Source organism: Pseudomonas sp. LBUM1653, assembly GCF_059716115.1.
Genome location: NZ_CP166803.1, coordinates 3,789,300 through 3,802,843 on the forward strand (window position 1 = coordinate 3,789,300; position 13,544 = coordinate 3,802,843).

10 protein-coding genes are annotated in these 13,544 nt (G+C 59.3%); 6 read left to right on the forward strand and 4 right to left on the reverse strand.

Annotated features, from left to right (window positions below; all coding sequences use genetic code 11):
• Nucleotides 1–113: 113 nt before the first annotated feature.
• Nucleotides 114–1,439 (reverse strand): sigma-54 dependent transcriptional regulator, encoded by a 1,326-nt coding sequence (locus tag ACA054_RS16970; protein WP_497685278.1) that lies wholly within the window; start codon nucleotides 1,437–1,439, stop codon nucleotides 114–116.
• Nucleotides 1,440–1,782: 343 nt separating this feature from the next.
• On the opposite strand from ACA054_RS16970, the gene ACA054_RS16975 reads away from it, so the two are divergent.
• The 3 genes from ACA054_RS16975 to nhaB all read left to right on the forward strand — a co-directional run bounded on the left by ACA054_RS16975 (nucleotide 1,783) and on the right by nhaB (nucleotide 5,205).
• Nucleotides 1,783–2,049, forward strand: coding sequence for a hypothetical protein (locus ACA054_RS16975; protein WP_497685279.1), 267 nt, complete (start codon nucleotides 1,783–1,785; stop codon nucleotides 2,047–2,049).
• A 284-nt stretch (nucleotides 2,050–2,333) separates the two neighbouring features.
• The gene (locus ACA054_RS16980) at nucleotides 2,334–3,623 is read left to right on the forward strand and encodes a hypothetical protein (RefSeq protein WP_497685280.1); all 1,290 of its coding nucleotides are present in this window, start codon (nucleotides 2,334–2,336) and stop codon (nucleotides 3,621–3,623) included.
• A 79-nt stretch (nucleotides 3,624–3,702) separates the two neighbouring features.
• Nucleotides 3,703–5,205 carry a sodium/proton antiporter NhaB gene (gene nhaB, locus ACA054_RS16985; protein WP_497685281.1) on the forward strand — a complete coding sequence of 501 codons (1,503 nt, stop codon included), beginning with the start codon at nucleotides 3,703–3,705 and terminating at the stop codon, nucleotides 5,203–5,205.
• A 101-nt stretch (nucleotides 5,206–5,306) separates the two neighbouring features.
• On the opposite strand, the gene ACA054_RS16990 is transcribed toward nhaB, so the two are convergent.
• The 3 genes from ACA054_RS16990 to gnd are packed head-to-tail and all read right to left on the reverse strand — an operon-like array spanning nucleotide 5,307 to nucleotide 8,625.
• Nucleotides 5,307–6,128, reverse strand: a complete 822-nt coding sequence (locus ACA054_RS16990) for an HAD family hydrolase (protein WP_497685282.1) — start codon at nucleotides 6,126–6,128, stop codon at nucleotides 5,307–5,309.
• A complete protein-coding gene (gene zwf, locus ACA054_RS16995) occupies nucleotides 6,125–7,648 on the reverse strand; it encodes a glucose-6-phosphate dehydrogenase (protein ID WP_497685283.1) in 1,524 nt (507 codons plus the stop codon). Before zwf ends, ACA054_RS16990 begins: the two co-directional genes overlap by 4 nt.
• On the reverse strand, nucleotides 7,645–8,625 hold the full coding sequence (gene gnd, locus ACA054_RS17000; protein ID WP_497685284.1) for a phosphogluconate dehydrogenase (NAD(+)-dependent, decarboxylating): 981 nt from the start codon (nucleotides 8,623–8,625) through the stop codon (nucleotides 7,645–7,647). Before gnd ends, zwf begins: the two co-directional genes overlap by 4 nt.
• Nucleotides 8,626–8,898: 273 nt before the next feature.
• On the opposite strand from gnd, the gene ACA054_RS17005 reads away from it, so the two are divergent.
• The 3 genes from ACA054_RS17005 (at nucleotide 8,899) to ACA054_RS17015 (ending at nucleotide 13,478) form a co-directional block, all read left to right on the forward strand.
• The gene (locus tag ACA054_RS17005; protein ID WP_497685285.1) at nucleotides 8,899–9,075 is read left to right on the forward strand and encodes a DUF6026 family protein; all 177 of its coding nucleotides are present in this window, start codon (nucleotides 8,899–8,901) and stop codon (nucleotides 9,073–9,075) included.
• A gap of 198 nt (nucleotides 9,076–9,273) precedes the next feature.
• A complete protein-coding gene (locus ACA054_RS17010; protein WP_497685286.1) occupies nucleotides 9,274–11,016 on the forward strand; it encodes a phosphoethanolamine transferase CptA in 1,743 nt (580 codons plus the stop codon).
• A gap of 221 nt (nucleotides 11,017–11,237) precedes the next feature.
• Nucleotides 11,238–13,478, forward strand: coding sequence for a TonB-dependent siderophore receptor (locus tag ACA054_RS17015; RefSeq protein ID WP_497685287.1), 2,241 nt, complete (start codon nucleotides 11,238–11,240; stop codon nucleotides 13,476–13,478).
• Nucleotides 13,479–13,544: the final 66 nt, after the last annotated feature.

Genomic DNA, 13,544 nt, shown 5'->3' on the forward strand with positions numbered 1-13,544 from the left:
CTGTAAGAGCGAAACCATTAGTGGCCGTTACCGCAGCAATGGATATGTACACCTGAAAGAGAATGGTCGGCTGTCCGGCCGCCTTCGCCGGCAAGCCTGGATCCTACAAACGGTTAGCGGATCTGATGCTTGTGCAACAACCGGTAGAAGGTCGGCCTGGAGATCCCCAGCACCTTGGCGGCGATGCTCAGGTTATCGCTGTGGCGGTTGAGGACATCACACAAGGCCTGGCGCTCTGCCCGGTGCTTGTAGTCTTCCAGCGTGCCCATTGGCGCGGCAATGGCCTGATGGCTGATCAACCCCAGGTCTCGCGCTTCGATCTGCCGGCCTTCGGCCAATACCAAGCCGCGACGTACCCGGTTGGCCAGCTCGCGCACATTGCCCGGCCAGTCATGTTTGCCCATGGCTACCAAGGCGTCTTCACTGAAGCTGCGCGGACGGCGGCCGGTTTCATGGCTATAGAAATGGGAAAAATGGTTGGCCAGCATCGACAGATCGCCATTGCGCTCACGCAGGGGCGCGGTCGCGACTTGCAACACGTTCAAACGATAATACAGGTCTTCGCGAAAGCTTTTCTTCTCGATCGCCGCCTCAAGATCAACATGCGTCGCAGCCAGCACCCGCACATCCACGGGAATCGGCTGACTGCCGCCCACCCGCTCGATGTGCTTATCCTGGAGGAAACGCAACAGGTTCGCCTGCAGCTCCAGGGGCAGATCACCGATCTCGTCGAGAAACAGCGTGCCGCCGTTAGCCGCCTCGATCCGCCCGACCTTGCGTTGATGGGCGCCCGTAAAGGCACCCTTCTCGTGGCCGAACAGTTCGGACTGGATCAAGTGCTCGGGAATAGCCCCGCAATTGATCGCGACAAAGGGTTTACTGTGGCGCAGGGATTGTCGATGCAGCGTGCGGGCCACCAGTTCTTTACCTGTGCCGCTTTCACCGCGAATCAGCACCGGTGACTCGGTGGGCGCCAGCTTGCTCAGTAACTTGCGCAATTCGCGTATAGGCTTGCTGTCGCCCAGCAGTTCGTGCTCGGGCTGATTGATATGAACCGTGCCCTGCCCGCGCAGGCGCGCCATGCCAAAGGCCCGCCCCAGTGTGACCTGGACCCTGGAGACATCGAACGGCAAGGTGTGAAAATCGAAAAACCACTCGCAGACGAAGTCCCCGACATTCTGAAGCCGCAGGACATCCTGATTGAGCACGGCGATCCACTCGGTTCCGCTACGGCTGATCACCTCTTTGACAGTATCCGGGTGCTCAAGGTGAAAGGGCTGTAATCGTAACAAGCCCACGTCACAGCTACGATCGGCGGCGTTCTCCAGCGAGCAGCTGTCAACGTCCCAACCCACGGAGCGTAATCCCGGCAATAGACGATGGCAGTCGTCGCAGGGATCCACCACTAGTAAACGACGTAAAGCAGGCGCTTCGCTCATGAGATTTCCTTGACGCCAAATTTAAGGATTTTTTATTAAAAACAGTCATTTGGCGGACCTGGCTGTAACATTAGCAAGAATTTGACGGGCGCTTGTACCGTTTGACTATAGGCCTGCTACGCAAAGAGTTATAAGAAGCGGGCTTTTCCAGCGACCTGACGAATGTTTTCTTTCATTACGCTTTCAACGCGCGCCTGTTTTCCCAGGATATAAAAGAAAGTTGAATTTTCTTTTGATTGTGTGTGACCTGAACCCCGGTTGCGGGCATCAGTACAAGTAACCAGCCGAACGGTTAGCCCAACCGACGGCAATGGACTTGATTGGGCCTATAGAGAGACGACCTATGAACGCCCCGCTCCGTGTCAACGAAGCTCTTCTGATTGCCGACCGTGCATTTAAACCTTTCAAATGCGTGGCCTGGGCCCCACAGGATGGTAATGGCGAACTGACCCTGACCGTTATCGACCGCACCAGTAACAATATAGGGCGCAAGCAGATCCCGAGCAGTGCCTATACCGATCCAGCGCAGCTTGAATGCTTGCTGGAACAGGCCCGCGCCGAATTGAGCGAAGAAGGCTACACGCTGCAATCGTGGTCTATGCCACAATAATTTTATTGCGGATTACTCCGGGGTAATCCGCGCCTCCCGCTGTCGTTAGTTGGCTGGTTTTTCATGCCAGTTGCACTGAAGACGCTTTCTTACTGGAACTTCGGCGCGCCCCGGATTCTTTGCTGGCTTGCCTTTGGTTCGAAAAGACACTGTTGTGGCACACAACGACTCTCCGCCTGTTAGTTCTGACAGTTGTACATTCAATCATTCAGGGATTGAATATTCTCTTAATAGTCGCCGCCGCCCAACTTCTGGATCAGGACGACTCGCAAGGAGATGCGTGCATGTCAATCCAGTCCGTTCTGGCTTTCCCCGCAACAGTCCATCATGCCGGAAAGCTCGACACCACCTTCGCTGCCAAAGGCACCGCCCAGGTGTATTTCTTCGGCAGCACTTCAAGCCTGGCCAACGACATCGCGATTGATTCACAGGGCCGGGTACTGGTGGCGGCAAAGGTCGCAATGCCTGGCGGCAGCCGCTTTGGCCTGGCGCGTTTGCTGAAGGACGGTTCGGCGGACCTGGCCTTTGGCAATCAAGGCAGCGTCATCGGGCAATTCGAACCGGGCTTCGAAGCGATGGCGGGCAAGGTGCAGGTGCTGCCCGATGGGCACATTGTGATCGCCGGCCTGCATTATGAAAGCGAACATCGCACGCTCCCCGCGCTGGCGCTGTTTGACCCGCAGGGTCAACCGGTCCAGCGGTTTGGCGACAATGGCCGCTGTGTGGTACGGCTGCCAGGCAATTTGTCCCGGGGCATGCGCGACCTTTGGCTGCCCCCGGGCGTACCAGGCGCCGAGGCCTGCAGTGTCGACGTTCAAGAGGACGGTCGAATACTGCTGGTGGCCAATCATCACTTCGAACTGGCCGATCATGCCGCCGTGTTGATACGGCTGAACGCCGATGGCACGCTGGACAACACCTTCAATGGCCGCGGGTTTGTAATGGTCAGGCACCTGCTGATGAATACCTGGCTCAGCAGCGTGACGGTGCAACGCGACGGTCGCATCCTGGTGGGTGGTTCGATCAATTTCCCGGAAGAAGGCCTGCTGGCCCGCTATCACGTCGATGGCAGCCTGGACACCAGTTTTGCCCTGGACGGCTTCATGAGTTTCAAGGCAAGCGGACACGGTGCCCAGGTCAGCCAAATCGTCCAGCAGGGCAACGGCGACATACAATGTTTTGGCAGCAGCCGCGACCCCATGCGCTGCCTGGCCCTGAAAGTGCACGCCAATGGTCGCCCGGATCATCATTGCAATGGCGGCCAGGCGCAATTGCTGGAAGTCGGCCACAGCGGCAGCCAGTGGACCGCCGCCCAACTGCAACCGGACGGCAGCGTGTTGACAGCCGGCGCCACCATTGGCGGCGTCGAGGCCGACTTTGTAGTGGGTCGATACCTGCCAGGCGGGCAACTCGACAGCGATTTTGGCAACGGCAGCGGCTGGGTGCGCACCCGCCTGGGTCGTAGCCTCGACACAGCCACTTCGGTCGCGGCACAGGACGACGGTAACATCCTGGTAGGCGGCTATTCGCTGGACGGTAGCTATCGGGCGATCGTCGCACGCTACTTGGGCTAATTCGATGGACTTTTCCTACGCTTGATCTTCTGTCCGGCTTACGGCAAGTTGCGCGCTTCTTACATACAAGGAGTAGCCGATGTCCGGCTCGATGGCCCAGGCGTTCGCGCACAATTTTCTCGGCAACTCACCGCGCTGGTACAAGGCCTGCATTGTCGGTTTTCTGCTTCTCAACGCCGTGACGTTATGGACCGCCGGCCCGGTGGTGGCTGGCTGGTTGCTGGTGCTGGAGTTCATTTTTACCCTGGCCATGGCACTCAAATGTTATCCGCTGATGCCCGGCGGCTTGCTGTTGGTCGAAGCGCTGCTGCTGAAAATGACCACGCCCCAGGCGCTCTATGACGAGTTGCTGCACAACTTCCCGGTGATCCTGCTGCTCATGTTCATGGTCGCGGGTATCTACTTCATGAAAGACCTGCTGTTGTTTCTGTTCTCGCGCCTGCTGCTCGGGGTACGCAGCAAGGCCCTGCTGGCGCTGATGTTCTGCTTTTTGTCGGCGTTCCTGTCGGCGTTTCTCGATGCCCTGACCGTGACCGCGGTGATCATCAGCGCCGCCGTCGGGTTTTACTCGGTGTACCACCGCGTCGCCTCGGGTAGTGATCCGCGTCAGGACAGCGAGTTCAGCGATGACCAGCACCTGCCCACCCTGCATCACGCTGACCTCGAGCAGTTCCGCGCGTTTTTGCGCAGCCTGCTGATGCATGGTGCCGTGGGTACGGCACTGGGTGGTGTGTGCACGCTGGTGGGCGAACCGCAGAACCTGCTGATTGGCCATGAAATGGGCTGGCACTTCGCCGAATTCTTCCTGAAGGTCGCGCCGGTTTCCTTGCCGGTGCTGGTCGCGGGCCTGGTCACCTGCTTCCTGCTGGAAAAACTGCGCTGGTTTGGCTATGGCACGTTGCTGCCGGACAACGTCCGCACCGTGCTGGCCAACTATGCCGCCCAGGACAATGCCGAGCGCACCTCACGCCAGCGTGCAGCGTTGCTCGTGCAAGGTGTGGCTGCACTGATCCTGATTGCCGGGCTGGCCTTTCACGTGGCGGAAGTGGGCCTGATCGGCCTGATGGTAATCGTGCTGATCACGGCGTTCACCGGCATCACCGACGAGCACCGTCTGGGCAACGCGTTCAAGGACGCCATGCCCTTCACGGCGTTGCTGGTGGTGTTTTTCGCCGTGGTGGCGGTGATCCACGATCAACAGTTGTTCTCGCCATTGATCCATTGGGTGTTGGCCCTGCCGGCCGACCAACAACCGGGCATGCTGTACATCGCCAACGGTCTGCTCTCGGCCATCAGCGACAACGTGTTCGTGGCGACCATCTACATCACCGAAGTGAAACAGGCCTTCCTCTCCGGGCACATGAGCCGCGAGCATTTCGAGACGCTGGCGATCGCGATCAACACCGGCACCAACCTGCCCAGCGTGGCGACGCCCAATGGCCAGGCGGCGTTCCTGTTCCTGCTGACCTCGGCGATTGCACCGCTGATTCGCCTGTCGTATGGGCGCATGGTGTGGATGGCGTTGCCGTATACGGTGGTGATGGGGGTTCTTGGCTGGTACGCCGTGAGTTATTGGCTGTAACCGCAATCCCCTGTAGGAGCTGCCGCAGGCTGCGATCTTTTGATCTTGTTTTTAAAAAGCAAAGTCAAAAGATCGCAGCCTGCGGCAGCTCCTACAGGGGATCAGCGTTTCAGGATGTATTGCTCGATCGCCTGCGCTGCACCGTCTTCGTTGTTGGTGCCTGTGACCACATCGGCCTGATGCTTCACCGCTTCCTCCGCCTGCCCCATGGCAATCGACAACCCGGCCACGTGAAACATCGCCGGGTCGTTGCCGCCGTCGCCCATGGCCGCCGTCTGTTCCAGCGGCACACCGAGAAACTCCGCCAGCGTCGCCAACGCCTGCCCCTTGTTGGCCTGCATCGCAGTCACGTCCAGATACACCGGCTGCGAGCGCGAGACCTGGGCCTGCCCTTGCACTTTGGGCAATAACTGCGCTTCCAGTTCAATCAGCAATTGGGTGTTGCTGCTGGCCGCGACGATCTTGTCGATGCGTGACAGAAAAGGCTCGAAGCTTTCGACCGTCACCGGCGGATATCCCAGGCCCTGTTGTTCCCTTGGCACCATCGGGCCGCCCGGATCTTTCACCAACCAGTCGCCGCCACTGAACACCCAAACCTCGATGTCCGGTTGATCGGCAAACAATGCCAGCGTGGTCAGCGCAGCCGTGGCGGGCAAGTAATGCGCGACCAGCAGACTGCCGTCCGGGTTTACCAGGGTGCCGCCATTAAAGGCTGCCGTCGGCAGATCGACACCCAGGGCTTCAATGACCTGCAACATGGCCTTGGGTGGGCGGCCGGTGGCCAGGCTGAACGACACCCCGGCTTCGCGCAACGAGCGTACTGCGTCAATGGTGCGTTGGCTGAGGCTGTGATCGGGCAACAATAACGTGCCGTCCATGTCACTGAGCAGCAAGCGGATGGGTTGTGGCGACACTTCACTCATCCGAGGCCGTGCCAGACGCGACCGTCGCGAGCCAGCAGTTCTTCGGCGGCTTGCGGTCCGTTTTCACCCGCGGCATAGCTCTGCACGCTGGAATCCTGCTGCAAGGCGTCCAGGAAAGGCTGCACCGCACGCCAGCCGTTCTCGATGTTGTCGGCGCGCTGGAACAGCGTCTGATCGCCGGTCAGGCAATCGTAGATCAAGGTTTCATAGCCGGTGGACGGCTGCATTTCAAAGAAATCCTTGTAGGCAAACCCCAGTTCGATGTTGTCCATCTTCAGGGCCTGGCCGGGCCGCTTGGCCAGCAGGTCGAACCACATGCCTTCGTTGGGTTGAATCTGGATCCGCAGGTACGTCGGCGCCAGCTCATCGACTTCGGTATCGCGGAACTGCGCATAAGGCGCAGGTTTGAAGCAGATGACGATCTCGGTGTCGCGCACGCTCATGCGCTTGCCGGTACGCAGGTAGAACGGCACGCCGACCCAGCGCCAGTTGTCGATCATGACTTTCAGGGCGACATAGGTTTCGGTGGTGCTGTCGGGCGCCACCTTGTCTTCCTGGCGATAACCGGGCAGTGGCCTGCCATCGACTTCGCCAGCGGCGTACTGGCCGCGCACCGAATTGGCCCGCGCCTCCTCCACCGACCAGGGACGAATCGCGCCCACCACCTTGGCTTTCTCGCCGCGAACCGCATCGGCGCCAAACGCGGCCGGAGGCTCCATGGCCACCATCGCCAACAACTGGAACAGGTGATTGGGCACCATGTCCCGCAGGGCGCCGGTGTGTTCGTAAAAACTGCCACGGGTTTCCACGCCGACGGTTTCGGCGGCGGTGATTTGCACGTGGTCGATGTAATGATTGTTCCAGAACGCTTCGAACAGGCTGTTGGAGAACCGGCTGACCAGGATGTTCTGCACGGTCTCCTTGCCCAGATAGTGGTCGATCCGGTAGATCTGCTTTTCCGTCATGACCTTGAGCAAGCAGGCGTTCAAGGCTTCGGCGGTTTGCAGATCGGAACCGAAGGGCTTTTCGATCACCACCCTGCGGAACGCCTCGGGGCTTTCTTCCAGCAAGCCGGACGCGCCGAGACGGCGCACCACTTCACTGAAAAAGCGCGGCGCGGTGGCCAGGTAGAACACCGCGTTGCCAGTGCCGCTGGCGGCAATTTTTGCCGCCAGCGCTTGATAAGTGCTGTCGTCCAGGAAGTCGCCCTGGACGTAGCTGATGTTTTTGGCGAGCTTGGCCCACACAGCCGGATCAAGGGCCTGATCGCCCTTGCCGACCTTGGCGGCCACCTCGCTGCGAATGAAGTCTTCGAGTTTTTTCGCGAAGCCTTCATCGCTGATGGCGTTGTGGTCAACGCCGATGATCCGCAGGCCATCCCCGAGTAAACCGTCGCGCTTGAGGTTGTACAGCGCCGGCATCAGCAGGCGCTTGACCAGATCACCGTGGGCGCCGAACAGGAACAGCGTGGTGGGTGGCGCGGGTTCAGTCTTGGATTTCCTGCGGATCCCATGGGTCATTTTTTCGCAGTCTCCACGTGGCCGCCGAAGCCGAAGCGCTGGGCCGAGAGAATCTTGTCGCCAAAGGTGCCCTGGCCGCGGGAACGGTAGCGAGAGAACAGTGCGGTGGTCAGCACTGTTGCCGGTACTGCTTGTTCCATGGCCGCTTCGACGGTCCAGCGACCCTCCCCGCTGTCCGCCACCGAACCAGAGTATCCGTCGAGTTTCGGATCGCTGGCCAGGGCGTCGGCAGTCAAGTCCAGCAGCCAGGACGAGACCACGCTGCCACGACGCCAGACTTCGGCGATGTCGGCGACGTTCAGGTCGAAGCGCTGGTCTGGCGGCAGGATCTCGCTGGACTTGGTTTTCAGGATGTCGAAGCCTTCGGCAAAGGCCTGCATCATTCCGTACTCGATACCGTTGTGGATCATCTTGACGAAATGCCCGGCACCGGCCGGACCGGCGTGGATGTAGCCGTGCTCGGCACGATCGTCATCGGATTTGCGGTCCCTGGTGCGCGGAATGTCACCCATGCCCGGCGCCAGGGTCTTGAACAGCGGATCAAGACGAGTAACCGTCTCGGTATCGCCGCCGATCATCATGCAATAGCCGCGCTCCAGGCCCCAGACGCCGCCGGAGGTGCCGACGTCGATGTAGTGCAGACCTTTTTCCGAGAGGGTCTTGGCCCGGCGGATGTCGTCCTTATAGAAGGTGTTGCCGCCGTCGATGATGGTATCGCCGGCTTCGAGCAAGGTGCTCAAGGTATCGATGGTGTCTTCGGTCGGTGCGCCTGCCGGCAACATGACCCACACCGCTCGTGGTTTGGCCAGGCCAGCGACCAGCGCAGGCAGATCGGCGACGCCGGTGGCTCCCTCTTCACTCAAGGTATCGACGAAGGCGGTATTGCGGTCGTACACAACGGTGGTATGTCCGTTGAGCATCAGGCGCCGCGCAATATTGCCGCCCATGCGGCCCAGTCCAATAATCCCGAGTTGCATGTGCTGATGCTCCCTACTACAAATAAAAGTGTGTCAAAGGTTATAGCCCAACGCGACTCATGAGGTTAGTCCAGAGCGTTGGCATGAAGTTTCCGGGCATTGTGCCCGATCCTGATGGATAACGTCGGGAATCGTGCCGAAGACACAACGACCATGAAAAATAAAAAAGTTCCCTTCGGGGGCAAAAGAAATCAAAATTGGCGCCGATAGTAGATCAGCCACCGATTTCGGCGGCCAACCTACAGTTGAGACACGCCATTTGCGAGGTGAGCAATGGGCACAGTACACAACGCACTGCCAGCACAAACCCTTTACGTCACTATCCGTCGCGATGAATTGCGTCAGTTGAAAGACGAGCGCGACCAGTTGAAACAGGAGCTGGCGCAACTGCGCTTGCTGATCCAGGGCCAACAGCCCTTGCCACTGCCTCAGCGGGCACCTCACGCCTGACCTCCTCGCCGAAATCGGAAGCAGCCTTGCCCTGCTTCCGACACGCCATCTAGCCGTTACCCCCGGCAACTCACAAAGTTTTCACATCCGCTTGTTGATACTCCGGCGCAATCTGCGCCGCTTTGGACCGCGCGCGGCCGCCGTTCTTCGGTGTCCGTGTGGCCTGGCGGCGCTAGTAATTACTGGCTGGAGCGTTGAATGACTTGGTTTAAACGCAGCGATACGTCTGCGAAAGGTTTCGATTGGGCAGGATTTCTCTGGTTATTCCTGTTCTTCTGGTATTTTTCCGGCATCACCCAACTGCTGATCCAGTTGACCGGCACCTCCGGTTTCACCGGTTTTCGCCAGGCGTTCGTGATGAGTGCCATCTGGCTGGCGCCGATGCTGTTGTTCCCCCGGCAAACCCGAGTGATGGCCGCGGTCATCGGCGTGGTGCTGTGGGCGTGCTCGATGGCCAGCCTCGGTTACTTCTTCATCTATCAGCAGGAATTCTCGCAAAGCGTCATCTTCATCATGTTCGAATCGAACGTGTCCGAAGCCGGCGAGTACATGACCCAGTATTTTGCCTGGTGGATGGTCCCGGCCTTCCTCGCGCACACCGCGGTCGGCTATTTCCTGTGGACACGCCTGCGCCCGGTGTACCTGCCTCGCGCCAAGGCCCTGGTGGCGGCCACCGCCATACTGGTCGGCGTGGTCGGTTATCCGCTGGTCAAGCACACCTTGCGCACCGGCAGCTTCGCCGAGGGTTTCGAGAAATTCGAAACCCGTATCGAGCCGGCGGTGCCGTGGCAGATGGCTGTGGCTTATCACCGATACCTCGATACCCTGGCCAACATGCAGCAGATGCTGCACAGCGCGAGCAAGGCTGCGCCACTGCACAACTTCAAGGATTCTACGGCCAATCAGCCCGCCACCCTGGTGCTGGTGATTGGCGAATCCACCAACCGTCAGCGCATGAGCCTGTACGGCTACCCTCGGCAAACCACCCCGGAACTGGACAAGCTCAAGGACCAACTGGCGGTCTTCGATAACGTCATCACGCCGCGCCCCTACACCATCGAGGCGTTGCAACAGGTACTGACATTCGCCGATGAAGAAAACCCAGAGCTGTACCTGTCCACGCCGTCCTTGGTCGCCATGATGAAACAGGCCGGCTACAAGACGTTCTGGATCACCAACCAGCAGACCATGACCAAGCGCAACACCATGCTCACGACCTTCTCCGAGCAGGCCGACGAACAGGTGTACCTCAACAACAACCGCAACCAGAATGCCGCCCAGTACGATGGCGACGTGATCGAGCCGTTCAACAAGGCCCTGACCGACGCGGCACCGCGCAAGCTGATCGTGGTGCATCTGCTTGGCACGCACATGAGCTACCAGTACCGCTACCCTGCGACCTTCGACAAGTTCAAGGACCGCAACGGCGTTCCGGCCGGTGTACGTGACGATCAGTTGCCAACGTACAACAGCTATGACAACGCGGTGTTGTACAACGATTTCGTGGTGTCGAGCCTGATCAAGGACTTCGCCAAGTCTGACCCGAACGGCTTCCTGTTTTACCTCTCCGACCACGGTGAAGACGTGTTCGACTCCCCTGGCCATGGCACCCTCGGGCGCAACGAGAACAAGCCGACGGCGCCGATGTACACCATCCCGTTCATTGCATGGGCCTCGCCAAAATGGCGCGAAACCCACGACTGGAACTTTGCCGGTGAGCTGGGGCGTCCATACAGCAGCTCGCACATGATCCATACCTGGGCAGATCTGGCAGGTCTGAGTTTTGATGAACTCGATCGCAGCAAGAGCGTGGTCAGCGACAGCTTCAAGCCACGGCCATTGCTGATCGGTAACCCTTACGAGCGGAAACAGCGGCCATTGATTGATTTCAGTCTGATCAAGCCAAAAGCGCCAGTCGCGGCGGAAGTCGTGCAAAAGTAATAGAACCTGTGGGAGCGAGCCTGCTCGCGATAGCGTCGGCACAGTCAGCATTGATGTTGATTGATCCACCGCCATCGCGAGCAGGCTCGCTCCCACAGTTGTTTTGTGTTGTAGCAAATATCACCAAAATAATAATTATTCTCGTTTACCCCTAAATCCCCCCCGCCTCCTTCGTCTTTGCATAAACGGATTTTTCCCTCGACGACAAGGAGTCGGCCGCGATGTTCGCGCCTATCACCCGTTCCATGACTTTTACCCTTGGCCTGTGCAGTGCTGCACTGAGCCCGGATCTGCTGGCGGAAACCGAGACCGAGAGCGCGCCATTGGCGCCAACCCTCATGCTCGGTGCCACCAACGTCACCGCCCAGAGCCTGGGCAGCACCACTGAAAATACCGAGTCGTACACCACCGGTGCCATGAGCACGGCCACCCGGCTGCCCATGTCGATCAAGGAAACACCGCAATCGGTTTCCGTGGTCACGCGCCAGCAAATGGACGATTTCAAACTCGGCAGCCTGTCCGAAGCCATGAGCCAGACCACTGGCATAGTGGTCCAGCACAACGACTCGGACCGGGTCAGCTATTCCTCGCGCGGCTATTCCATCAACAATTTCCAGGTCGATGGGATGCTGAATACCTTCAGCTACATGAAGTCCGATTCCGACACCATCATCTACGACCGCATCGAAGTGGTACGCGGCGCAACGGGCTTGACCACCGGCGCGGGCGATCCTTCGGCGACCATCAACATGGTGCGCAAGCGGCCGACTTCGCAGTGGGAAGCCAAGACCGGTGTCAGCGGCGGCAGCTACGACGACTACTACAGCTACCTGGACGTCGGCGGTCCGCTGGCCTTCGACGGGCGACTGCGCGGTCGTGGGGTGGTGGCCTATCGCGATAGCGATTCGTTCCGGGACAAATACCAGCAGCAGCGGGAAGTCGGGTACGGGGTGCTCGAGACCGACCTGACCGACGACACCCTGCTCGCGGTGGGTTACGACTACCAGAACAAACACGTGCAAGGCACGTCATGGGGCACGGTGCCGTACTGGAATTCCGACGGCAGCAAGGCCAACCTCGGGCGCTCGACCAACATGGCCACGTCCTGGAGTTCCTGGCCGATCAAGGACAAAACCGCGTTCGCCAACCTCGATCACCAACTGGGCGGTGGATGGCAGCTCAAGGCGGCGTACACCCACCGCGAAAGCGATACCGATGGCAAGATCTACTATGGCGGTGGCGGCTTCCCGAATGCCGATCGCAGCGGCATGATCGCCAATGTCAGCCATATGATCGGCACGCAAAAAATGAAGGCCTATGACTTCAACGTGTCCGGTCCCTACACGCTGCTGGGGGGCGATCACGAAATGATGGTCGGCTATGGCGAGGCCGAACGCAGCGATGAAAGTCCTTACACGCAAGACGGCCTAAGAGCAGCGGATTACGAAAACGTCCCTGACTGGAAATACATGGGCAACATCGGCAAATTCCCCGACACCGTGACCAGCCTGACCGGCTCGAAAGACTATACCCGGCAGAAAGCTGGCTACCTGGCCACGCGCCTGAACCTCACCCATGAACTGCACGCCGTCCTCGGCAGCCGCTACGGCAGCTGGAAAACTTCGACCACCACCAACAGCTACGACGCCAACCTGCAACTGAGCGGCGTCGATCACAGCAGCCAGCAACAAAACGACATGTGGACACCCTACGCCGGACTGCTCTACGACCTGACCCCGGAGTACACCGTTTACGTCAGCTACACCGACATTTTCAAACCGCAGACCAACCGCGACAGCAGTCGCCAATACCTCGAACCGGTGGTGGGCAGCAATTATGAATTGGGCCTCAAAGGCAGCCTGCTCGAAGAGCGATTGAACCTGGCCACCGCGTTGTTCTGGAGCAAGCAGGACAACGTTGCGGAACTGGACGACTCGGTGCCGCCGGACCCGGTGACCGGCGAGGAGTTCTACAAATCCAGCGGTAAAGGCAACAAGGTGCAAGGCTTCGAAGCCGAGCTGTCAGGCGAAGTCATGGAGGGCTTGAACATGACCGCCGGTTACACCTATACCCATTCGGTCGACGGTGAAAAACAACGAATCAACACGGTTCAGCCGTTGAACATGTTCCGTTTCTCCACGGCCTATCACTTGCCCGGCGAGTGGCAGGCGCTGACCGTGGGGGCTGCGGTGAACTGGCAGAGCGACATTTACCGCGGCGCCAGTCGCCCGGTCGGACGCCGCGCCGATGGCAGCCTGATCACCGAGCGCACGGACATCCAGCAGGAGGCCTACACCGTGGTCAACCTGATGTCGCGCTACGAATTCGACCGGCACCTGTCGGCCTCGTTGAACGTCAACAACCTGTTCGACAAGAAGTATTACGACAACGTCGGGTTCTACAACGGTGTGTATTGGGGCGACCCGCGCACGGTGACCCTGAGCCTGGACTGGAAACTCTAGGCGATGGTAATTCCCATTTAACGGAATCGGCGGATAATGAGCGCTCGACTTTGATTCATTGACTCA

Bases quoted from the DNA above. Each gene is read 5' to 3' on its own strand.
- ACA054_RS16970 (WP_497685278.1), bottom strand. From the start codon at position 1,439: ATGAGCGAAGCGCCTGCTTTACGTCGTTTACTAGTGGTGGATCCCTGC.
- ACA054_RS16975 (WP_497685279.1), top strand. From the start codon at position 1,783: ATGAACGCCCCGCTCCGTGTCAACGAAGCTCTTCTGATTGCCGACCGT.
- ACA054_RS16980 (WP_497685280.1), top strand. From the start codon at position 2,334: ATGTCAATCCAGTCCGTTCTGGCTTTCCCCGCAACAGTCCATCATGCC.
- nhaB (WP_497685281.1), top strand. From the start codon at position 3,703: ATGTCCGGCTCGATGGCCCAGGCGTTCGCGCACAATTTTCTCGGCAAC.
- ACA054_RS16990 (WP_497685282.1), bottom strand. From the start codon at position 6,128: ATGAGTGAAGTGTCGCCACAACCCATCCGCTTGCTGCTCAGTGACATG.
- zwf (WP_497685283.1), bottom strand. From the start codon at position 7,648: ATGACCCATGGGATCCGCAGGAAATCCAAGACTGAACCCGCGCCACCC.
- gnd (WP_497685284.1), bottom strand. From the start codon at position 8,625: ATGCAACTCGGGATTATTGGACTGGGCCGCATGGGCGGCAATATTGCG.
- ACA054_RS17005 (WP_497685285.1), top strand. From the start codon at position 8,899: ATGGGCACAGTACACAACGCACTGCCAGCACAAACCCTTTACGTCACT.
- ACA054_RS17010 (WP_497685286.1), top strand. From the start codon at position 9,274: ATGACTTGGTTTAAACGCAGCGATACGTCTGCGAAAGGTTTCGATTGG.
- ACA054_RS17015 (WP_497685287.1), top strand. From the start codon at position 11,238: ATGTTCGCGCCTATCACCCGTTCCATGACTTTTACCCTTGGCCTGTGC.